Below are 20,838 nucleotides of genomic sequence, written 5' to 3'. Positions count from 1 at the left end.
CACCGCGCCCGCCCTTCCATGTCACACCGGCGTGTACGGCGGCACTAGGAGAAGTCCATGTTCAAGAAAGTGAAGACCTGGGGACCGGGGCTGGCCCTGATCGCCCCTACCCTCATCCTGCTGGCGGTCTTCGTCTACGCGTTGATCGCGGAAAACGTCCGCATCTCGATGACCAACCAGCACACGGCCCGGCCGTCGTCGGAATTCGTCGGCCTGGAGAACTACCTCCGGCTGTTCGGGGACGCAGATTTCCAGCACGCACTGCGCAACCTGCTCCTGCTGACGGTGGTGTTCCTGGCCGGCACGCTGATCTTCGGCTTCCTCTGGGCCTGGATCCTGGAGCGGCCCGGCGCCGGCGAGGGGCTGTTCCGCTCGGTCTACCTCTTCCCGATGGCGGTGTCCTTCATCGCCTCGGGCGTGGTCTGGCGCTGGCTGCTGTCAAGCCTGCAGACCAGCGAGCCCGGCGGTGAGCGTGCCACAGGGTTGAACCGGCTGCTGGACAGCACGGGGCTCGGCTTCCTGCAGAACAGCTGGTGGTCCGATCCCAACTGGGGCATTGCCGCCATCGCCGTGCCGGCCATCTGGCAGCTCTCCGGCTACGTGATGGCCCTGTTCCTGGCCGGATTCCGCGGCATCCCGGAAGAACTGCGCGAGGCGGCGCGGATCGACGGCTGCAGCGAGTGGAAGCTCTACCGTCACGTGATCTTTCCGCAGCTGAGCCCGGTGATGCTCTCGGCTGTCATCATCATCGGCCATATGTCGTTGAAGCTGTTCGACCTGATCCGGGCGATCGTTCCCGACGCCAATACCTACGACATCCAGGTCCCGGCCACCATGATGTGGGTCAAGTACATCGGCAGCGACTACGCCGACTCGGCCGCCATCGGCACCATCATGCTGGTGCTGGTCGCGCTGGTGGTCGTCCCGTACCTCGTCTACACCTCACGGCAGGAGAAGCGCTGATGGCCACTGCAACTGTCCCGCCACCCGTCGAGGTTGCCCGGCCCCGGCCGGCGGCTCCCCGCACCGGCCGGCAGAGGATGAACCGGACGCTCAAATACTCCATCCTGCTGCTCTTCGTGTTTGTGGTGCTGATTCCGGCCTACGTCCTGTTCATTACCAGTTTCAAGGGCCCGTCCGACGCCGATCCCTCCACCGCGTGGCTCTTCCCGACGACGTGGGAAACCGCGGGCTGGGCCAAGGCCTGGGACACCCTGGGCCCGGCGTTGGGCCGCACCTTCGCCATGGTCATCCCCGCCTCGATCATCTCGGCCCTGCTCGGATCGATGAACGGGTTCGTGCTCTCCCGCTGGCGCTTCCCCTACGCCAACGTGGTCTTCACCCTCATCCTGTTCGGCATGTTCATCCCGTACCAGGCCGTGATGATCCCGCTGACCCAGCTGATGCAGGGTCTCGGGGTGCCCAACGGCATCCCCTCGCTGCTGGTGCTGCACATCGTTTACGGCCTGCCGATCTGCACCCTGATCTTCCGCAACTACTACGAATCCGTGCCGGCCGAGCTGATCGAAGCGGCGCGCATGGACGGAGCCGGGCTGCTGCGCACCTACGCCTCGGTGATCCTGCCGGTCTCCGCCCCGGGCTTCGTGGTGGTGCTCATCTGGCAGTTCACCTCCGCCTGGAACGACTACCTGTTCGCGGCGTTCTTCTCCTCCGGCTCCAACGGCCCGGTCACCATCGCGCTGAGCTTCCTGGCCGGCGGACAGCTGACCGACTACGCCGCGTCGATGGCCGGCGCGCTGATCGCCTCGCTGCCCACGCTGCTGGTCTACATCATCCTGGGCAAGTACTTCGTCGGCGGCCTGATGAGCGGTTCCGTCAAGGGCTGAGCGGCTCCCCCAACAACACCTGGCGCCTGCCTCCCCGGGGGAAGCAGGCGCCAGGTGTTGTTGTGATCGGGCCTAGATGTTGTGGCTGCCGCCCTCGCCGCGGCGGGTGTCGTCGGCAGCCCGGGCGCCGTCGTTGCGCGCGTCATCGACATGCCGGCCGCCGTCGTCGCCGTACCCCGCGGCCGCGTCTACACCGCGGTCGGGGTCGGCGTCGCCGCGGTGGGCGCCGCCGTCGTGCTTGCGGTCTTTCCGGGCGTCCCGGTCCTTGGTGTTGACGTCGGGGTCCAGGTCATCGGCGCGGCGCAACTGCTCTTCGCTCTCCTGCCGGATTCCCTGGGCGTCGGCCTGCCGCTGCTCGGCAGCCTGGCGCAGGCGGTCGGCTTCAATCTTGGCACGCTCGGCCTCGACGTCCGCCCGCTGGGCCTCGGCCTGCGCCTGGGTGGCGTCCGCCTGGCGTTCCCGCGCCTCCACCGAGGACACCTGCGCGTTCTGCCGCAACTCCGCTGCCTCCCTGCGGTTCTCCTCCTGCTTCTCGAACTTCCGCTTGGTGTTCCGCTTTTGCGCAAAGAAGACAATGACTCCGATGATGATCAGGAGTACAACTATCGCGATGATGATTCCGACGATCATGCCTGTATCCATGGTGCGGGCTCCTCCTCGTTGTGAATTACTGAGCCTGCTTACTTTGTACCATCGATAGGTCCACATCGGTAGGGCAGCGAGGCGCGCGTCAGGACGGGACAAAGGGCAATCGGTGCCCATGGACGTCCCGGCCGCCGGCCGCCAAGATGGAGCCATGGGACAACCGCCCCGGATCGTCACCCCGCCCTGCGCCCGGCCCGGCGCCCCGGATCCGCGCGCAGCCACCGGCCGGACGCTGCGCTGGGGCGTGGTCGCCACCGGGACCATCGCCACCCGGGTTACCGAGGACATCGCCCGGCTGGAGGATGCCGTGCTGCAGGCGGTCAGTTCCCGCAACCAGGCCAACGCGGTGGCCTTCCAACGGCGTTTCGGCTTCGCGACCGCCTATTTCGACGGCGACGCCGGCAAGGGCTACGACCAGCTTTTCGCCGACCCGGACGTCGACGTGGTCTACGTGGCCACTCCGCACGGCCAGCATTACGAGATCGCGGGACGGGCGCTGCAGGCCGGCAAGCACGTGCTGTGCGAAAAGTCCCTGACCATCAACGCCCGGGAAGCCCTGGAGCTGACGGAACTGGCGGCCGCGCGGGGACTGTTCCTGATGGAGGCGGTCTGGACGCGCTTCCTGCCGATCATCAACCGCGTCTGGGACATCCTCGCGTCTGGCGAACTCGGCGAGGTCCGCTGGCTGCAGGCCGACCTCGGATTTCCGGCGGTCTACGACCCGGCCGCCCGGCTGTGGAATCCGGCAGCCGGCGGCGGAGCGCTGCTGGACCTGGCGGTCTATCCGCTGACCTGGGCGCTGGGGACCTTGGGTTTCCCGCAGACGGTGGCCGCCTCCGGCCATGTCAACGACGACGGCATCGACGCGCAGAACGCCATGACGCTCAGCTACCGTTCGGGTGCCCAGGCGCAGCTCGCGTGTTCGTTGCAGGCCGCCTCGCCGCGCACGGCCACCGTCGCCTGCACCGGCGGGTGGCTCCGCAGCAACGCGCCGCTGCATAACCCCACCGAGCTGGCGGTCCAACCGCATTTGGGCCAGCCCCGGGTGGAAACCTTCCCGAGCGTCGGCCGCGGCTACGTTTTCGAGCTGCGTGAAGTCACCCGCTGCGTCCAGTCCGGCCTGCAGCAGAGCCCCACCATGCCCTGGGCGGACACCGTGGACACCATGCGGCTCTTCGACGGGGTCCGCGCCCAGCTGGGGGTCAGCTATGCCAATGACCGTGCGGTGCCGGTGACGGACTGAGCCGAAGAGCAGCGGCCGACACGGCGGCAGCGGACCGGCCCGGACAGCACGACGGCGGACGGCGCACCTTCCCGCGGGAGGTGCGCCGTCCGCCGTCGCAACGGGTGGCTGCTGCCGGACGGGCGCCCGGCGCGGCCTACTTCTTTTCGGTCAGCGTGGCCACGATGCTGTTCAGCGTGGCCGACGGGCGCATGACCTCAGCGGCCTTGGCCGCATCCGGCCGGTAGTAGCCGTCCAGGTCCACCGGGGATCCCTGCACGGCATTGAGCTCGCCGACGATGGCCCCTTCGTTCTGGGCCAGCTCGGAGGCAATGCCGGAGAAGGCCGCGGCCAGCTCGGCGTCGGCGGTCTGGTTGGCCAGTTCCTGCGCCCAGTAAAGGGCCAGGTAGAAGTGGCTGCCGCGGTTGTCCAGCTCGCCGGCCTTGCGCTTGGGCGACTTGTTTTCCAGCAGGAACGTGCCCGTGGCGGCGTCCAGCGTGTCGGCCAGGATCTGCGCGCGGGCGTTGCCCGTGGAGGTGGCCAGGTGCTCGAAGGACACGGCCAGGGCCAGGAACTCGCCGAGCGAATCCCAGCGCAGGTGGTTCTCGGCCAGCAGCTGCTGGACGTGCTTCGGAGCGGAGCCGCCGGCACCTGTCTCGAACAGGCCGCCGCCGTTGATCAGCGGGACGATCGAGAGCATCTTGGCGCTCGTGCCGAGCTCCAGGATCGGGAACAGGTCCGTGAGGTAGTCGCGCAGCACGTTTCCGGTCACCGAGATGGTGTCCTCGCCCTTGCGGAGGCGCTCCAGGGTGAAGGCGGTGGCCTTCTCCGGGGCCATGATCTCGATCTGCAGGCCGTCGGTGTCGTGGTCCTTGAGGTACTCGTTCACCTTGGCGATCAGGTTGGCGTCGTGGGCGCGGGTTTCGTCGAGCCAGAACACGGCAGGGGTCTGGCTGGCGCGGGCGCGGGTGACGGCCAGTTTCACCCAGTCGCGGATCGGCAGGTCCTTGGTCTGGCAGGCGCGCCAGATATCGTTCGGGAACACCTGGTGCTCGATGAGCACGGTGCCGGCCCCGTCGACTACCTGCACGGTGCCGGCGGTCTGGATCTCGAACGTCTTGTCGTGGCTGCCGTATTCCTCCGCCGCCTGGGCCATCAGGCCGACGTTGGGGACGGTGCCCATGGTGGTCGGATCGTAGGCACCGTTGGCGCGGCAGTCGTCGATAACCACCTGGTAGATCCCGGCGTAGGAGCTGTCCGGCAGCACTGCCAGCGTGTCGGCTTCCTGGCCGTCCGGCCCCCACATGTGGCCGGAGGTGCGGATCATGGCCGGCATCGAGGCGTCCACGATCACGTCCGAGGGAACGTGGAGGTTGGTGATGCCCTTGTCGGAGTCCACCATGGCGATGGCCGGGCCCTCGTCCAGGCCCTTGTCGATCAGTTCCTGGACGCCCTTGCGGTCTTCGGGGTCCAGCGCCGCCAGCCCGTTCAGGATGGCGGCCAGGCCGTTGTTCGGGCTCAGGCCGGCAGCGGCCAGCTTGTCGCCGTAGGTTGCGAACAGCTCGGAGAAGTAGGCCTTGACCACGTGGCCGAAGATGATCGGGTCGGAGACCTTCATCATGGTGGCCTTCAGGTGCGCCGAGAAGAGCACGCCTTCTTCCTTGGCGCGGGCCACCTGGGCCGCCAGGAATTCGTCCAGCGCCGCGGCGCGCATGACGGTGCCGTCGATGACCTCGCCGACCAGCACCGGGAAGGCCTCCTTCAGGACCGTGACGGTACCGTCCTCGGCCACCAGCTGGATCTTGATCTTGTCGTCGGCCGGCATGACGACCGACTTCTCGTTGGAGCGGAAGTCATCGGCGCCCATGGTGGCCACGTTCGTCTTGGAGTCGGCGGTCCAGGCGCCCATGCTGTGCGGGTTCTGGCGCGCGTAGTTCTTCACCGACAGGGGCGCGCGGCGGTCCGAGTTGCCCTCGCGCAGCACCGGGTTGACCGCCGAGCCCTTGATCTTGTCGTAGCGGGCGCGGATGTCCTTCTCCTCGTCGGAGGACGGATCGTCCGGGTAGTCGGGCAGCGCGTAGCCGTGGCCCTGCAGCTCCTTGATGGCAGCCTTCAGCTGCGGCACGGAGGCGCTGATGTTCGGCAGCTTGATGATATTGGCTTCCGGCTGCTTGGCCAGTTCGCCCAGTTCGGCCAGGGCGTCGCCGATCCGCTGCTCGGGGGTGAGGTAGTCGCCGAAGACGGCGATGATACGGCCGGCGAGCGAGATGTCGCGGGTCTCCACTTCCACACCAGCCGTGGAGGCGTAGGCCTCAACGATCGGCAAGAACGAATAGGTGGCCAGCATCGGCGCTTCGTCGGTGTGGGTATAGATAATCTTGGCCATGGGTGAGGCGTCTCCCTGCAAAAGTGGGTCTCTTTGGTTACTCAACTCCTCCAATTTACCCGAGGAGGGCAGCCGGGCGCCGGTTGAAGACGCGCACACCGCAGATCGCGAGGACGACGGGAAGCCGCCGTGCCGCAGAAGCCACACGCGTCCGGACCGGTCCCGCGCCCGGCACGACGGCGGTGCACCGACTCCCGAGGGGCGCGACGCCTGGCGGCCGGTGCCGGGCACGCAGGTTCCCTTGAACCTGCGCCCCCGGCACCCTGCCGGCAAGGATTTTCGCCCGTTGACGAGGCCCCGCTGCCCAGCGGGGGGACCGGTCAGTGGAAGAAGTGGCGTGCCCCGGTGAAGTACATGGTGATGCCGGCGGCGTCTGCCGCTGCCACCACTTCTTCGTCCCGGACCGAACCGCCGGGCTGCACTACGGCACGGATGCCGGCATCGAGGAGGATCTGCAAGCCGTCGGCGAACGGGAAGAACGCGTCCGATGCCGCCACGGCACCGCGGGCCCGCTCGGGCGCCCCGGAGCCCTGCACATTGGCCGCTCCCCCGGCAGCGTCCGCCCCGCCGTCGACCGCCACGCCGAGCGTATTGGCCCGCTCGACGGCCAGGCGGCAGGAATCCAGCCGGTTAACCTGGCCCATGCCGATGCCCACCGCGGCGCGGTTGGCCGCGACCAGGATGGCGTTGGACTTCGCGGCCCGGACAGCGCGCCACGCGAAGGCCAGATCCGCCAAGGTCCCCTCGTCGGCGGCCTCGCCGGCGGCCAACGTCCAGTTGGCAGGGTCGTCGCCGTCGGCGTCGATCCGGTCGGAGGCCTGCAGCAGCATGCCGCCGGAGACCTGCTTGTACTCGACCGTGTCCCGGGCAAAGCCGTCCGGCAGGACCAGCAGCCGGATGTTCTTCTTCTTCGACAGGATCTCGACGGCCTCCGGCTCGAAGCCCGGGGCGACAACCACCTCGGTGAAGATGTCCTTGACGGTGTTGGCCATGCCCGCGGTCACCGTGCGGTTTGCGGCGATGACGCCGCCGAATGCGGACACGGGGTCGGTCGCGTGGGCCTTCGCATGCGCATCCGCAATGGGATCGGCGGCGCCCGGGGACGCGACGGCGATGCCGCAGGGGTTGGCGTGCTTGACCACCGCGACGGCCGGCTCGGCGAAGTCGAAGGCCGCGCGCACGGCGGCGTCGGCGTCGACGTAGTTGTTGAAGCTCATGGCCTTGCCGTGCAACTGTTCGGCCTGCGCGATGCCCGGCTCGGCGCCGGTCTCCGCATACAGCGCGGCGGCCTGGTGCGGGTTCTCGCCGTAGCGCAGCGACTCCGAGCGCTCCAGTGCCAGGCCGGCGTACGGCGGGAGCGCCGGCGCCGCCTCGACGGCCTCGGCGTCGTCGCCGAACTGCTCGGCGGTCCACTTGGCCACGGCGGTGTCATAAGCGGCGGTGTGGGCGAAGGCCAACGACGCCAGCCGGCGGCGGGTCTTCAGGTCGAATCCGCCGGAACCCGCCGCCTTCACCACGTCCGCGTACGAGGCGGGATCCACCACGACCGCCACGGACGGATGATTCTTCGCCGCGGCCCGCACCATCGAAGGGCCGCCGATGTCGATCTGCTCCACGACCTCGTCCTGGCTGGCGCCGGAACGCACCGTTTGCACGAACGGGTAGAGGTTGACCACCACGAGGTCGAAGGGCTCGATCTCGAGGTCGGTGAGCTGCCGGACATGGTCATCGAGGCGGCGGTCGGCCAGGATGCCGGCGTGAACGCGCGGGTGCAGCGTCTTGACCCGGCCGTCCAGGCACTCGGGGAAGCCGGTGATTTCGGAAACCTCGGTGACGGGGATGCCTGCGGCGGCGATCTTCTTGGCCGTCGAGCCGGTGGAAACGATGCCGACCCCGGCGCTGTGCAGGCCTTCCGCCAGCTCCTCCAGCCCGGTCTTGTCGTACACCGAGATCAACGCGCGGCGGATGGGAACACGGTCAAGCTGCTTCAGGCTCACACAAATCTCCAAGGAAGAATGGATTCGGGGATGCTCCAAGTCTAGCGTCGGGCTACTGCCGGGCACCGAGTGTGAAGCGGATCCGCGGTGTGGGTAACCTCATGGGGACATACAAAGGAGAACAGCACAACATGTCGGCACCGATGACTGAGGACGCGGCACTGCGGATCGGTCGTTTTTCGCTCGTGGTCTGGCTGCTGGGTCTCCTGGTTCTGTGCGGCGCGCTCGGCTTCGCCGTCCCCCGGCTGCTGCCTCACCTTTTCACCGCCGCGGCCGCCACGGGTGCTGACCCCGGTCCGGCGGACGGACCGGCGGCAGGGAACGCAGCGGATCCGGCGCCCGGCGCCGGGGAAGCGACCGGCACGGCGTCGGCGGCGGCCGGGGAGGGAACCGTGGCAGAAGCCGGCGGCCCCGGCAGCTATGCAGGATCCGGCAACGCGGTCCTCGGCTACCAGCGGCCGGCCGGTTACGACGGTCCGTTCGAGATCGTCATCGACAGCGGCGTGGATGCCAGCGTAGCCGTGGACGACCCGGAGAACCCCGACTGGCCGGTCCACTTCCTCTACAAGTCCGGCGACCGGGACGAACCCTCGGCCGGTCTCCTGGCCACCGCGCGGGAAGAATTTTCACTGCATGTCGAGGCGGACGGCGACTGGCGCCTGGAGGTCCGCCCGGTCGCTTACGCCGTACCGGAAGACGGTAGGGTCGCCGGCTCCGGCCCTGCCCTGGTGCGCTACGAGGGCGATGAGGTACTGGCCGAATTCACCTACACCGGTGACGCCAACATCGCCGTCTACACCTGGCAGGAATCGCGTCGAAACCTGGTGGTCAACAAGATCGGCACCAGCACCACACGGTTCTCCTGGCAGCCGTACCCGGTGACGTATTTCCTGGTGGACACCAGCGAGGGCAGCTGGAGCCTGGACATCGGGCGCTGAGAACTGCGCCAAACCCGCGGCCAAAGCGCCCAGTCCCTGCAACTGTGCCTAAAGTAGAGCCAGATCCCGATCCGTTCCTTAAGGGGAGAGACCATGTCTTTTGCTGAAACGCTTGACCAAGCGTTCAAGGCCCGCATCCCCGTGCTGTATGTCGAAAGCCATGAAGAAGCACGCGTGCACGCCGAAGTGCTCAAGTGCGCCGCCGCGCTGCGCACCCCGCGCCCCGTCTGGACGTGGAACGCCAGCAGCGGGCTCCTCTCCCCCAGCGACGGCCAGCAGTCCAACACCACGGCCCCGGCGCGTGCCCTGGACCGGGTGCTCGGCGCGCACGATCCGGGCGTCTTCATCTTCTTCGACCTGCACGCCTACTTCGGCACCGACCAGCGCCCGGCGGACCCCGAGGTGGTCCGGAAGGTCCGCGAGGTCTCTGCCGCCTTCCGGCAGGGCACCACCGGTCGGGTGCTGATCATCGTCGCCCCGGTGCTGCGCATTCCGCCCGAACTGGACAAGGCCGTCACGTTGGTCGACTTTCCGCTGCCCAGTCATGACGAAATCAAGGCCATGCTGGCGCACATGATCAGCCAGAATTCCGACGGGGGACGGATTAAGGTCAGCCTGGGTGAAGCCGACCAGGAGAACATGGTGCAGGCGGCCCTGGGCCTGACCATGGCCGAAGCCGAGAACGCCTTCGCGCGGGCGATGGTCGACGACGGCGAGCTGACCGCGCACGACGTGCACGTGGTGCTGGACGAGAAGCGCCAGACCATCCGCAAGTCCGGGCTGCTGGACTACGTGGACGTGAACATCAGCCTGGACGAGGTCGGCGGGCTGAACAACCTCAAGCGGTGGCTGGCCAAGCGAAAGGGATCCTGGCTGGATGCCGCTGCCGACTTCGGCCTGCCCGCGCCCAAGGGCGTGCTGATCACCGGCGTGCCCGGCTGCGGCAAGTCCCTAACGGCCAAGGCGATGGCGTCGGCCTGGGGGCTGCCGTTGCTGCGGATGGACATCGGCCGGGTCTTTTCCGGCCTGGTCGGCTCCAGCGAACAGAACATGCGCAACGCCATCGCCACCGCCGAAGCCATCTCGCCGGCGATCCTGTGGATCGATGAGATCGAAAAGGGTTTCTCCGGCACCAGCGGCGAGGGGGATTCCGGAACCTCCGCCCGCGTGTTCGCCTCGTTCCTGACCTGGATGCAGGAAAAGCGCCATCCGGTTTTCGTGGTCGCCACCGCCAACAACATCGACCGGCTGCCCCCGGAGTTCATGCGCAAGGGCAGGTTCGACGAAATTTTCTTCGTCGATCTGCCCAGCGACGCCGAACGCCGGGTGATTTGGCAGATCCAGATGGCCGGCAAGGGCACCGCCGCCAACCAGCTGCACGCCGTCGCCAACGATCCGGCCGCCGTCGGACTCCTCGCCGATGCCTCGGAAAACTATTCCGGTGCGGAAATCGAACAGGCGGTCGTCGCCGCGCTTTTCGATGCCTATGCCGAAGACCGCCCGGTCCGCCTAAACGACCTGCAGCGGGCCGTCGCCAACATGATTCCGTTGGCCATCACGCAGGCCGAGGAAGTGGGCGCCATCCGGCAGTGGGCTGCCTTGCGTGCCGTCGGTGCCACCGGCAGCGAGGATCTGGACGCGGACATTCGACAGCCGATCGACCCGGCGCCACCTGCCGGTGGCCTGCCCGCAGCAGCCGCCGGGCAGCCGGTACGCGGCGGCCGCACCGTGGACTTTTAGACAACACCCGACCTCCCCCGAAGGAAGAGCGATGGACCAGCAACAACTGATCGTCACGGTCAGGCCCGACGGCGCGGTATCGGCCGAGACCCGCAACATCTTCGGCGCCGAGTGCCTGGAATACATCACGGTTTTGGAGGATCTGCTGGAGGCCGAGAGCGTCTCCAGCTCCTACACGGAGGACTACCACCGGACCGCCGTCACCACCAGCGACTACGTCCACAATGAGTCCGCAGACCGATAGCCCCGGAGCGCCCGGCCAGCCGCGCGGCCCGGCCCCGGAGCCCCGCATCCACAACGGCTGCGCTCCGGCGCCGGCCGATGCCGGCCTCATTCGGCACGCGCGGTTCCTCCCGGCCACCGAGGCCGAGGGACCGGGCCGGCGGGCCGCGCTCTGGCTGCAAGGCTGCTCCATCCGGTGTCCCGGCTGCTTCAACCCCCACCTGTGGGCCGCCCACGGGGCAGAGCTCGTCCCGACCCGGCAATTCGCCGCCGATCTCGTCGACCAGGCGGTGGCGGCGGGCGCCGAAGGCCTGACCCTGCTGGGCGGCGAACCCTTTGAACAGGCGGCGGCCAGCGCCGTCGTCGCGCGCGCTTTCCAGGCCGCCGGCCTGTCCGTGATGACGTTCACCGGCTACCTGCACCGTGACCTGCGGCGCTGGGCCGCGGACCGCGAAGACATTGCCGGGCTGCTCGCTGCCACCGACCTGCTCGCGGACGGACCGTACCTGAGGGACCGGCCGGAACTGCACCGGCCCTGGATCGGTTCAACCAACCAGGGCCTGACCGCGCTGACCGGCCGCTACCGCAACCTGCTGGAAGACATTCAGGCACAGCCCGACCGGATCGAGATCCGGGTCGCGGCCGACGGCACCGTCGGCCTGAACGGCTGGGCCACCGACGACCAATTGGACGCCCTGCTGGCGGACCTGGGCGCCCGGGCCGACCGCCCGGCCGCCCGCCGCAGCCCGCTCGCCCCCGCCACCATGCCCCGCCCGGTTCCGGCCGGCGCCGAACCAGGAGAAACCCCATGAGTGTTTCCGTTCTGCTGATCCCCGCGGCCATCGCCGCCGTCGCCACGGTCAATGCCGCCCTCGAGGGCAGGGCCAAGAGCCGTACCGCGGACACGGTGCCGGAGATTGCTGCCGTGCCCCAAATCCAGGTGCAAACCCGGATGCGGGACCTGAACCTGCTGCAGGCTGCCCTAGAAGATACGCAGGCGAAGGTTTCCCGTGTCACCGAGGCCTCCCTCGAGGCGGACTGGGCAGACGTGGCGGCGGTCTTCGAACGCGACGCCGACGGCATTTGGCAGGTCCACTTCAGCGGTGAAGACGTCGACCGGCGGCGCGCGGCCGAGATCGTCCAGGCGATCGACGCCGCGTACGCGCGCCAAGTCCAGCAGGCGGTGCTGCAGAAGCTGCGGGAACGCGCGCACACCGCCGGCCTGGAGCTCGCATCGGAGAGGGTCGAGGAAGACCAGAGCGTCACCATGGTCCTGAATGTCCGCCGCTGACTCTCCCGCCGCCCTCGCGGGCCGGACCGGAACACCGCCCATTCCCTGGCTGGGTGTCGCCAGCCTGTGGCTGCTGCTGCCGCTGCTCGGCCTCGGGGTCTTGGGCTGGGCCGGCTTCGTGATCATCGGCCTGCTGGCGCGCCGCGCCGCCTGGCTGTCCGCCGGCGGCCTCTATTTGGTGGCACTGCTGGTTTCGCTGTTCATGAACGAAGAGGCCGGCCCGACGGCCCGGCTCCTGCTCTGGGCCATCAGCTCACTGCATGCGCTGGGCATCAATCAGGCCTGGCTGCGCAACCGCTGGAACCAGGCGTCCCGCTCCTCCGGCAGCGCGTGGAGTGCCCTCGTCCGCCGGACTCCAGCGGGCACCGGAATGGACAGCACGACGGCGATGCCCACCGCCGCTGCCATGTTCCGCCGTCGTCCCCGTTCCGCCTCGCCACTTGCAGGGACTGCTCCGGCCCCCGCGGGGGCCGCGGCCGATCTCCTCAACGACCCCGGGCTCGACGCGGCAAGCTACTACGCCCAATCCGGCAGACCGGGAGCAGGCGCGTCTTCTGCGCTGCCGGGCGAGCCCGTGGACGTGAACTCGGCACCGGCGGCGGCCCTGCAGAAGCTGCCAGGGATCAGCAGGCACAAGGCGCGCAAGGCCGTGCGGTTGCGCCTGGAGCGTGGGCCCTTCCGCACCGTGGCGGACTTCGCCGCCGCTTTGGATGTGCGGGATCCAGAGCTCGCACGGTTGAACCGGTTGGTGGTCTGCAAGCTTCCGCCGGCCAAACCGGTGCCGTTTGGAAGGTCGGTGGATTACTGATGTCTTCGGCCCAACCGAGCCTGATGTGGAATCTGCGCCAGAGCCTCTGGCTGCTGGTCCCCTTGGGAACCTTCGGGTTCCTGGGCGGAGCTGCCTTGCTGGTGGTCGGTTCGCGGGCGGGGCGGCCGCTGTGGTGGATCCTCGGTCTGGTCCACCTCACCCTCACGGCCGTGGCCATAGCCCTGGTCGACGGCACCGGCGTGCAGGAAGAAATCGCCACGTGGCTGCTCCTGGCATGCTGGCTGGCCGGCAGCAGCTTCGCTCTGGCCATCAACCCCGAATACCTGCGCTTCAAGTGGGACCGGGACCGCGGCGCGGCCCGTCCTTCCCGCACCTCGGGGTCAACAACACGGGCGCGCTCCGGCAGCCAGCTGAACTCCCGCGGTCGGTCGCGCAACCGGTCCGGCTCGGGCAGCCCCAGGTCCGCGCACCGTAGCCGTGCCGGTTCCCGCAAGGGCGCCCCGGCACCCGGAGCCGACACTGGCGGGGAACCCCGGGCGGCCCGGCCGGACGCGCCAGGTTTGGCCGGACCACTTGGCCGGCAGGCTGGAGCTCCGGCGGCTGCCTCACGGGCGACGGCCGATGCCGCGTTCGAACCGGTAGATGTGAATGCGGCCACCGCCCGCGAACTCGAAACGCTGCCCGGATTCTCGCGTGCGCTTGCCAAAAAGGCCGTCCAGGTCAGGGAAAAGCGCGGCGGGTTCACCTCTGAACAGGACTTCGCCGCCGCCCTGGACCTGCCACCGCACATCTTCCAGCGGCTGCGCGGCCGCATCGCCTGCCGGCGCCTGCCGCAGGCACCGCCGTCGTTCGGACGCGTAGTGGATTACTGACGCGGTACCTGGGCAACTTCCGGGACCCCGGGCAGCATTGGCGCTCCGTTAGTCAGCACTCTGCGCGCTCGGGGCCGAAACCGCGGACTGCGCCGAGACCGGCGAGGGCGCGCTCTGGGCCGAGACCGGGCTGGCGGGTGACTGCGCCGAGACCGGCGACGGCGCGCTCTGGGCCGAGACCGGGCTGGTCGGGCTCTCGGCCGTAGCGGCGGAGGCCGCTGTCTTCACATCCTGCCTGTCCAGATTCACCGCAGTCGGGGACACGCTGCTGCTCACGACGGGGGCAACTGCCGGTGCTTCCGGCGCCTGGACGATGCCCGGGCCCAGATCCTGGCTTCCGAACCCGGAGTCCGCGACGGCGGCACCGGCACCGATTGCCATGATGCCGAGGGTTCCGGTCGCGATCCACAAAGTGCGCTTGTTCATGTTGATGCCTTTCATCCTGCGGTGAGGTGCTGATGAATCAACAATGCACGCCGACCGTGAGACGTTCAGGAGAACTCCATGAGAACGTTCTCATCTGCCGCCCGCGACTAAAGTATCCATAGCTACTCCCTGGAAGGCCACGAATGACGCAGACCGCTCACCTGCCCACCGGCGACCAAATCGTGCAGGAACTCCCCTGGCGCTGGCGGGTGCAGGGCAAGATCTTCCTGCTTGGCGGCCTCGGCTTCATGTTCGACGCGTGGGACGTCACGCTCAACGGCGTCCTGATCCCGCTGCTGTCTGACCACTGGGACCTCGTTCCGGCGCAGGCCGCGTGGATCGGCACCGCGAACCTCATCGGCATGGCCCTGGGCGCCTTCATCTGGGGATCGATTGCCGACATCATCGGCCGTAAGACGGCGTTCACTGCCACGTTGCTGGTCTTCTCGCTCTTCACGGTCCTCGGAGCCTTCGCCCCAGACCTCGTCTGGTTCTGCGTTTTCCGGTTCATTGCGGGCTTTGGACTTGGCGGTTGTGTCCCCGTGGACTATGCGCTGGTCGGCGAATTCACGCCGCGGCGGCTTCGCGGGCGGGTCCTTACTGCCATGGACGGCTGGTGGCCGGTCGGGGCCGCGCTCTGCGGCGTCGTCTCGGCCCTCATCATGGCCACCGTGGCCGATTGGCGATTCACTATGCTGATCATGGTGCTGCCGGCGCTGCTTGTCTTCTGGGTCCGCCGGTCGGTGCCCGAATCCCCGCTCTATCTGGTCAGCCGGGGCCGCACGGCGGAGGCCGAGCAGGTTATCAACAGCATGATCGAGCGAACCGGCGCAACAGTTCGCGACTGGCGGCTGCCTGAACCGAGCGAGGCGCCGCGCCTGTCGGCCGTCAACGTCCTGGAGCAGTTCCGCGCGGTCTGGAAATTCAACTGGAAAATTACGACGGCGGCGTGGGCTTTGTTCTTCAGCATTCTGCTGGTCTACTACCTTGCCCTGACTTGGATGCCGATCATCCTCATCGACGCCGGGTTCGCCGCAGCGCGGGCCTTCCTGACCACGGCGGGCATGGCCGCCGTGGGCTTGGTGGGCGTCATCATCGCCGCCTACTTCGTCGAGAAGACCGGGCGCAAGTGGATCCTAGCCATCACCGGGCCGTTGTCCGCACTGACGCTGGTCGTCGTCGCGCTTCTGATCGATGTCCCCGCGGCGGTGGTGGCTCTGCTGCTGGCCTACGGCATGATCGTGCAGATTGCCATCCCCGTGCTGTACACCTACGTCTCCGAGCTCTACCCTACGGAGCTGCGCGGGTCGGGCTTCGGCTGGGCATCGACGTTCTCCCGCGTCGGCGCGGGCTTCGGCCCACTCATCTTCGCCTCGGTCATGTGGCCCTACCTCGGGCTGGCCTGGTCCTTCGCCATCGCCGGAGTCCTGGTGCTGCTCGCCGTGTTGTGGATGGCGCGCTTCTCTCCCGAGACCAAGGGCGCCGAACTTCTCTAGTGCAAAGCCCCGCCCCGCCCCGCAGACGGCAGTGCGCCCTTCCGCCATCAGGCGGAAGGGCGCACGTGGCTAGGAGCCGACCGGGGTTTACTCCGGGATCTCGGCGTCCGGCGTCTCTTCGACAGACACCATCGACCACGCGCCGTCGGCGTAGTTGGCAGTCACTGTCAGAGTGGTTCCGTCCGAATCCCATTCCTTGGTCTCGACGGTCTGGCCGTCCTTGTCCAGGGTGGTACGGGCATCTTCCATGAACGGAACGACTGCGCTCAGGTTGCCTTCGTCGTCCTTGGCCTTAGCCAACGCCACGACGTTCAGCGCCTTCGGCTGGCCGCCGGCAATCCAGCCGCCGTCCGCGTAAACAGCCTCGAGGGCGTCAGCTTCTGCCATGCAGCCTGTGCAATCCGCGGCAACTTCACGCATCAGATCTGCATCACCGGTCTGGACCGCGTAATTCTTGGCGTCAAAGTAGTAGTACGTGAAGGAGGCCAGGCCTTCGGCCGAATCCTCGGCCATCCGGTCGTTCTTCTCCGGAGTCCGCACATTCTGCGCCGGCGCTTCGGTGGTAGCTGCTACCGGTTTGTTGCTGTCGGCTGGCTTGTCGGTACCGGCCTCGCTGCCACAGCCGACAAGCGCAATCGCCGCCACGGCCATCACGGCGCCGGACATCATCAACTTCTTCATGCTCTCCCCTGGAATAACGGTATGCGAGGGCCGACTGCCGCTCGTCTCGGTGGCGTCAGCACCGTCACATACCCTATCCGCGGGTCGGCCGCATATTCTGAAAAAACTGCTTCAAGTGCTGCATGTCACAACACGTAATTGGCTCCTGGCTAACAGCCCGCACCCTCGGGATTCTCCAGGCAATTATCTGCGTAGTTATTGACCACTGAACGCCAGACGCTGATTGCAACAGGTGCTGAACGGAAATCAGCAGTGTTGGGAATTGGGATCTCTTGGCCGCCATTCACAGAGTAATAACCCCTGAAAGTAGTAGTCAGGAGGATCTGAAAGTCCCCCGTCTGTTGGTAGATGTGGCTCGTCGCCGTCTGCTCGCCCCAACGCTCGAGCGGCACCGGTCCGCCTGGAGTTGTGACCGGGCCAAACCCGCTCCCGTCCCCGTAAGTCCATGCATAGCCCACGGGCTCAACCCTGATAACAACTTCTTGTCCGAGCATATTGAGTTCAAAGATCTGCTCCTGGGCCACAGCGTAGATATTTGTGTTAGCTCCTCTCAGTGTGTGCTCATTCGGTTGGAGTAAGACCTCCCCAGCTATCACCGGCCGTTGCTCAAACTGATGCTGGATTTGCCCCGCGATTTCTTCCATGATGTCCGCAGGCTCATCCGCATACACACAAACATTGCCACCGAATGCGACCCAGTCACTTGTGTCGGTTCCTCGAAGGCCTCGGTACCATTGCACAAGTTGGGGCTGGTCACCTTCTGTGCAGCGCGCGGTACGAGCCACGCATCCAGGTGAGATGTGGGCTTTGTCTTCTAAACACAGAGGCCGAAACTGGTAAGCAAATGGGTCAGTAGATGACGCGTAATTCTCGCTTGACCACACACCCATGCCTGGGTGGAAATACCACGACGACGCTTGAGCACCACCACTACCCAGCCCAACTCCATCTTTGCGATCCGCCCATACAGTGTCCCCTAAAACCATCAGGCCTATCAATGCGGCAAACAGCGCACCTATTGTCCTGGCTGCGTCTCCTCGAAAATCAGGCATCTCACTAGCTGGCCATCAGTTCAACGACTTCAGCAGTCCACGCGCCACTTGAATAGGTCGCTTCCATCATCAACAGCGAGTCATGTGATTCAGTGGAATTGTTCAAAGTTCCGTCAGGACGATAGAAATCCAACTCTTCCTGTGAAAAGTGCAGAACTATTTGATACCTCTCATCCACTGTCTCCTGAAAGGTAGTCTGAGACGTCAGCAGTTCCACTTTTCCACCGTCAATCCAATGTCCGTCTGACATCCAATCGTCAACGGTTGTCACTACTTGTTGACATATGGTGCACCGCTCACCACTAATGGTATCCAACGGTATGACGTCTCCTGATTCGTATGCGTACGAAACAACGTCGAGCCAGTGCTTACCGAAGGCGGTAAGTCCCTTTTTCGACTTCTCCGAGGCGGCTTTCGGGAGTTTTGGCACTGGCACATTTTCCGCGGGGCCTTCCTCGGTTGCAGGTTTGTAGGCCGGCGCGGCTGACGGGGTTGGAACTGGCGGCGGAGTCTCACTGGCTGCCGTCGATGTGGCGGGTTGGGACGGAGCGGAGGGCTCGGCCCCGGCAGAGCCGGTACAGCCTGATAGGGCGAGGGCAGCCGCTGCGAGGAGCGGGGCAAGGACTCGGGCAGCCTGCGTTCCTGCTGAGAGTGGTAGCTGCTGGCTCACTCAGACCCCCCGGTGCTGGTCGGCTAGACGCTAGGTGCGTGCCAGTCTAGCCAGACGCCTCCGCGGATGCGGAGGTTTTCCACAGGTTTGGGTCTGCGGCAGGTCGAAACGTCAGCCGTCCCTTGACAACGCTCTCCCTATTCTCGGTGTTGGGAAGGAAGAGCGAGCCGGAGCACCCCGACGAGACATCGACGTCGTTGTTCGGTCGAGGCTAGGCAAAGTTGGCGAGGGTTTGCACCAGAAGTTGGCGTTCCTCAACCTTGATCCGTTCGTGGAGGGATTCTTCAGTGTCGTCGTCGAGCACCGGCACCGCGGCCTGGGCGAGAATGGGTCCCGTATCGACCCCGGAATCGACCAGATGCACTGTCACGCCGGTGATCTTGACCCCGTGGGCAAGGGCATCGCGCACGCCGTGGGCGCCGGGGAACGAGGGCAACAGCGCCGGATGGGTATTGAGCAGCCGGCCCTCGAAGCGGGCAACAAATACGGCGTCGAGGATGCGCATGAACCCTGCCAGCAGCACCACGTCCGGTTGGAAGGCGGCGGTGGCTTCTTCCAACGCCCGGTTCCATTCCGGCCGGGCGGCGAAGTCTCCGGGAGCCACGCTGAACGTCTCAATGCCCGCAGCGGCGGCACGTTCCAGGCCGCGGCAGCCGGGCACGTCGCTGCCCACGGCCACGATCTCGGCGTTCAGGCGGCCGTCGCCGATAGCGTCGATGACGGCCTGAAGATTGGTGCCGGAGCCGGAAACGAGGACCACAATGCGCATGGAAGCAACTTTATGCGTCCCTCTCGCCTAGGCTTAAACCCATGTTGCAGAACACGCGCCCGGCGCCGACCGAGGAACAGACCAAGTCGGCGGGGCTTTTCATCCGTGTGCTGCTGCTGCTACTGGCTTCCACGTTCCTGGCGACGGCGCTCCCGCTCCCCTGGAAGGCCGTGGCTCCCGCGCTTGCCGTGGCCAGCATCGTGGTGGCCGTGATCGGACTCGTCAAAGCGGTGCGCGCCGGCCTGCCGGGATCGCTCCGGCTCACCTATGTACTGGGTGTCGGTGCTGGCGGCTTCTTCCTGCTGACCACGCTGGCGCAAGTGCTTTTCTGGCCGCTGACGGCCGAGTTCGAGGCCTGCAACCAGATGGCCGTTACGCAGTCAGCCCGCGAAGAATGCCTGGCCGCCTACGAAGACGAGTTGCTGAACCTGAACGATCTGCTGAGGCCGTAGGTTACTTCCGGCTGCGGGACTTGGCCGGCTCGCGCTCCAGCCAAGGGGCCACCGCATAGCCCAGCATCGTGCCGACGGCGACTTCGCCCGCCACCCAGAGGGCGGTCGAGATCGGATCGGGTCCGATCTCCGTCAACCGTCCGATCCCCAGCGAACCGTTGGACAGCCACACCAAGCCGGCGGTCGCGGCCCCGGCGACAGCACCGACGAACAGGCCCAGGACCACGGTGGAGCCGGATGCGGTGAACCAGCGGGCTTGGATCTTGATGGAGAGCCACTCGTCGAAATGGTTCTCGCCCTCGCGCAGGAACCACCATCCGGCCAGCACCCCCGCAAGCACGGGCAAGGCCAGGGCCGCGAGGCCATAGGACAGCTCCCCCGTCGGCAGCGCCCCCAGCACCGGGAACGCGGGCATCGGGCCCACCGTGGTGGCCAGCGGACCGATTGAACTGCCCGAGCCGATAGCAAAGCCGGCCCCCGAGGACCATGCCAGCGTCCACACCACGAGGTTCGGGACCAGCCCAAGCTGCGCCACCGTGAGCACTGCGCCGCCGATAATGCCCGCGCCGAGCTGTTCGTAAATCTCAACGATTTCGGCCCAGTGCAGGCCGAGATCCACGGCGAGCAGCAAAGCCGAGAGTGACACCGCGGCCGTCACCGCCAGCAGCCCCGCGCGGACCGCCGCCCAAACGTAAGATCCCGCCCAGCGTGAGTGCTGGCTGGTGCGGGCGACCCAGGCTGCGGCATCCACGCCGATCAAGCGCCCCCACGATCCAGCCTCCCGGTACGCGCCGACGATCAGCCCAGCACCGGCGGGCAGCAGCGGGATGAGCGCGCCGGCCACAGTGGAAATATCCACTTCGTCGGTGCGCACCATGTAGGCGGTTGCGGCTCCCGCCGCCGCGTACGTTCCCAGCGCGCCGCCCAGCGCCTGCCACAGTTGGTCGGTGTACGAGGCCCTCGCCAGGCGCCGTCCGGCGCGCCAGGAGAGGAAGAACGGAACGAGCATGAGTCCCAGCGGCACAAGAGATAACGTGCCGCGCAGGGTTTCCGCCGAACTGGAGCCGGTCTGGATGGCCAGTTCCAGCGGGACGCCGTGGATCAGCAGCCATGCCTGGCCTCCGAGCCGCGCCAGCGAATCGAAGCTGCGGTCGTCGAAGCCGTCCGCGAACCACACACCTACCAGCGGCAGCAGCACCAGGATGGCCGAGAGCAGGGCGCACTGAAAGAACTCGAAGACACCCTGCAGCCACAGGGGCATCGGCAGTCCGGCCTGGCCTTCCGGTCGCGACGTGAGTTTCATTGCTTCTATCGTGCCAGCCCGGCTGCCCCTGTCCGTTCAGCGACTCGGTGCCGTGGCAAT

The 20,838-nt window shown here is 67.0% G+C and carries 21 protein-coding genes; 12 read left to right on the top strand and 9 right to left on the bottom strand.

Features of this window, described 5'->3' with window-relative positions:
- Window positions 1-57 precede the first annotated feature (57 nt).
- Both AC5RW2_RS01630 and AC5RW2_RS01625 read left to right on the top strand, forming a co-directional pair.
- On the top strand, window positions 58-963 hold the full coding sequence (locus AC5RW2_RS01630) for a carbohydrate ABC transporter permease (RefSeq protein WP_494014426.1): 906 nt from the start codon (window positions 58-60) through the stop codon (window positions 961-963).
- Window positions 963-1,847, top strand: a complete 885-nt coding sequence (locus AC5RW2_RS01625; protein WP_494014427.1) for a carbohydrate ABC transporter permease — start codon at window positions 963-965, stop codon at window positions 1,845-1,847. Before AC5RW2_RS01630 ends, AC5RW2_RS01625 begins: the two co-directional genes overlap by 1 nt.
- Window positions 1,848-1,919: 72 nt before the next feature.
- Here the strand turns inward: AC5RW2_RS01625 and AC5RW2_RS01620 are convergent, their stop codons facing one another.
- Window positions 1,920-2,489, bottom strand: a complete 570-nt coding sequence (locus AC5RW2_RS01620; RefSeq protein ID WP_494014428.1) for a hypothetical protein — start codon at window positions 2,487-2,489, stop codon at window positions 1,920-1,922.
- A 154-nt stretch (window positions 2,490-2,643) separates the two neighbouring features.
- On the opposite strand from AC5RW2_RS01620, the gene AC5RW2_RS01615 reads away from it, so the two are divergent.
- The gene (locus tag AC5RW2_RS01615; protein WP_494014429.1) at window positions 2,644-3,735 is read left to right on the top strand and encodes a Gfo/Idh/MocA family protein; all 1,092 of its coding nucleotides are present in this window, start codon (window positions 2,644-2,646) and stop codon (window positions 3,733-3,735) included.
- Between the two features lie 136 nt (window positions 3,736-3,871).
- Here AC5RW2_RS01615 and AC5RW2_RS01610 read toward each other — a convergent pair whose 3' ends face one another.
- Both AC5RW2_RS01610 and purH read right to left on the bottom strand, forming a co-directional pair.
- Entirely contained in the window at window positions 3,872-6,100 is a 2,229-nt protein-coding gene (locus AC5RW2_RS01610) for an NADP-dependent isocitrate dehydrogenase (protein WP_494014430.1), read from the bottom strand.
- Between the two features lie 320 nt (window positions 6,101-6,420).
- Complete coding sequence (purH, locus tag AC5RW2_RS01605) at window positions 6,421-8,097, bottom strand: bifunctional phosphoribosylaminoimidazolecarboxamide formyltransferase/IMP cyclohydrolase (protein WP_494014431.1); 1,677 nt, start codon at window positions 8,095-8,097, stop codon at window positions 6,421-6,423.
- Window positions 8,098-8,228: 131 nt separating this feature from the next.
- On the opposite strand from purH, the gene AC5RW2_RS01600 reads away from it, so the two are divergent.
- From AC5RW2_RS01600 to AC5RW2_RS01570, 7 genes are all read left to right on the top strand, one after another.
- Window positions 8,229-9,035 (top strand): hypothetical protein, encoded by an 807-nt coding sequence (locus tag AC5RW2_RS01600; RefSeq protein ID WP_494014432.1) that lies wholly within the window; start codon window positions 8,229-8,231, stop codon window positions 9,033-9,035.
- 93 nt (window positions 9,036-9,128) lie between these two features.
- Window positions 9,129-10,775, top strand: a complete 1,647-nt coding sequence (locus AC5RW2_RS01595; RefSeq protein WP_494014433.1) for an AAA family ATPase — start codon at window positions 9,129-9,131, stop codon at window positions 10,773-10,775.
- 31 nt (window positions 10,776-10,806) lie between these two features.
- Window positions 10,807-11,019 (top strand): DUF2997 domain-containing protein, encoded by a 213-nt coding sequence (locus AC5RW2_RS01590; protein ID WP_494014434.1) that lies wholly within the window; start codon window positions 10,807-10,809, stop codon window positions 11,017-11,019.
- Window positions 11,000-11,809: a 4Fe-4S single cluster domain-containing protein gene (locus AC5RW2_RS01585; RefSeq protein WP_494014435.1), complete on the top strand. Its 810-nt coding sequence runs from the start codon at window positions 11,000-11,002 to the stop codon at window positions 11,807-11,809. Before AC5RW2_RS01590 ends, AC5RW2_RS01585 begins: the two co-directional genes overlap by 20 nt.
- On the top strand, window positions 11,806-12,288 hold the full coding sequence (locus tag AC5RW2_RS01580) for a hypothetical protein (RefSeq protein WP_494001529.1): 483 nt from the start codon (window positions 11,806-11,808) through the stop codon (window positions 12,286-12,288). The genes AC5RW2_RS01585 and AC5RW2_RS01580 overlap by 4 nt, the downstream gene beginning before the upstream one ends.
- Window positions 12,275-13,096: a ComEA family DNA-binding protein gene (locus AC5RW2_RS01575; protein ID WP_494026119.1), complete on the top strand. Its 822-nt coding sequence runs from the start codon at window positions 12,275-12,277 to the stop codon at window positions 13,094-13,096. The genes AC5RW2_RS01580 and AC5RW2_RS01575 overlap by 14 nt, the downstream gene beginning before the upstream one ends.
- Window positions 13,096-13,929: a ComEA family DNA-binding protein gene (locus AC5RW2_RS01570; RefSeq protein ID WP_494014437.1), complete on the top strand. Its 834-nt coding sequence runs from the start codon at window positions 13,096-13,098 to the stop codon at window positions 13,927-13,929. Before AC5RW2_RS01575 ends, AC5RW2_RS01570 begins: the two co-directional genes overlap by 1 nt.
- A 48-nt stretch (window positions 13,930-13,977) precedes the next feature.
- On the opposite strand, the gene AC5RW2_RS01565 is transcribed toward AC5RW2_RS01570, so the two are convergent.
- Window positions 13,978-14,355 carry a hypothetical protein gene (locus AC5RW2_RS01565; RefSeq protein ID WP_494014438.1) on the bottom strand — a complete coding sequence of 126 codons (378 nt, stop codon included), beginning with the start codon at window positions 14,353-14,355 and terminating at the stop codon, window positions 13,978-13,980.
- Between the two features lie 143 nt (window positions 14,356-14,498).
- Here AC5RW2_RS01565 and AC5RW2_RS01560 point away from each other — a divergent pair, with 143 nt between their 5' ends.
- A complete protein-coding gene (locus AC5RW2_RS01560) occupies window positions 14,499-15,851 on the top strand; it encodes an MFS transporter (protein WP_494014439.1) in 1,353 nt (450 codons plus the stop codon).
- An 87-nt stretch (window positions 15,852-15,938) separates the two neighbouring features.
- Here the strand turns inward: AC5RW2_RS01560 and AC5RW2_RS01555 are convergent, their stop codons facing one another.
- From AC5RW2_RS01555 to purN, 4 genes are all read right to left on the bottom strand, one after another.
- The gene (locus tag AC5RW2_RS01555) at window positions 15,939-16,532 is read right to left on the bottom strand and encodes a DUF6318 family protein (RefSeq protein WP_494014440.1); all 594 of its coding nucleotides are present in this window, start codon (window positions 16,530-16,532) and stop codon (window positions 15,939-15,941) included.
- Between the two features lie 149 nt (window positions 16,533-16,681).
- Window positions 16,682-17,176 carry a hypothetical protein gene (locus AC5RW2_RS01550; protein ID WP_494014441.1) on the bottom strand — a complete coding sequence of 165 codons (495 nt, stop codon included), beginning with the start codon at window positions 17,174-17,176 and terminating at the stop codon, window positions 16,682-16,684.
- Window positions 17,177-17,588: 412 nt separating this feature from the next.
- A complete protein-coding gene (locus AC5RW2_RS01545; protein ID WP_494073544.1) occupies window positions 17,589-18,254 on the bottom strand; it encodes a DUF6318 family protein in 666 nt (221 codons plus the stop codon).
- Between the two features lie 211 nt (window positions 18,255-18,465).
- Window positions 18,466-19,023, bottom strand: a complete 558-nt coding sequence (purN, locus tag AC5RW2_RS01540; protein WP_494014443.1) for a phosphoribosylglycinamide formyltransferase — start codon at window positions 19,021-19,023, stop codon at window positions 18,466-18,468.
- Window positions 19,024-19,064: 41 nt separating this feature from the next.
- Here purN and AC5RW2_RS01535 point away from each other — a divergent pair, with 41 nt between their 5' ends.
- The gene (locus tag AC5RW2_RS01535) at window positions 19,065-19,475 is read left to right on the top strand and encodes a hypothetical protein (protein WP_494001537.1); all 411 of its coding nucleotides are present in this window, start codon (window positions 19,065-19,067) and stop codon (window positions 19,473-19,475) included.
- A 1-nt stretch (window position 19,476) separates the two neighbouring features.
- Here AC5RW2_RS01535 and AC5RW2_RS01530 read toward each other — a convergent pair whose 3' ends face one another.
- Window positions 19,477-20,778, bottom strand: a complete 1,302-nt coding sequence (locus tag AC5RW2_RS01530; protein WP_494001538.1) for a cell division protein PerM — start codon at window positions 20,776-20,778, stop codon at window positions 19,477-19,479.
- Window positions 20,779-20,838 lie beyond the last annotated feature (60 nt).

Source organism: Arthrobacter sp. B0316-1-20 (assembly GCF_059091865.1).
This window is presented reverse-complemented; position numbering and strand designations above follow the sequence as displayed.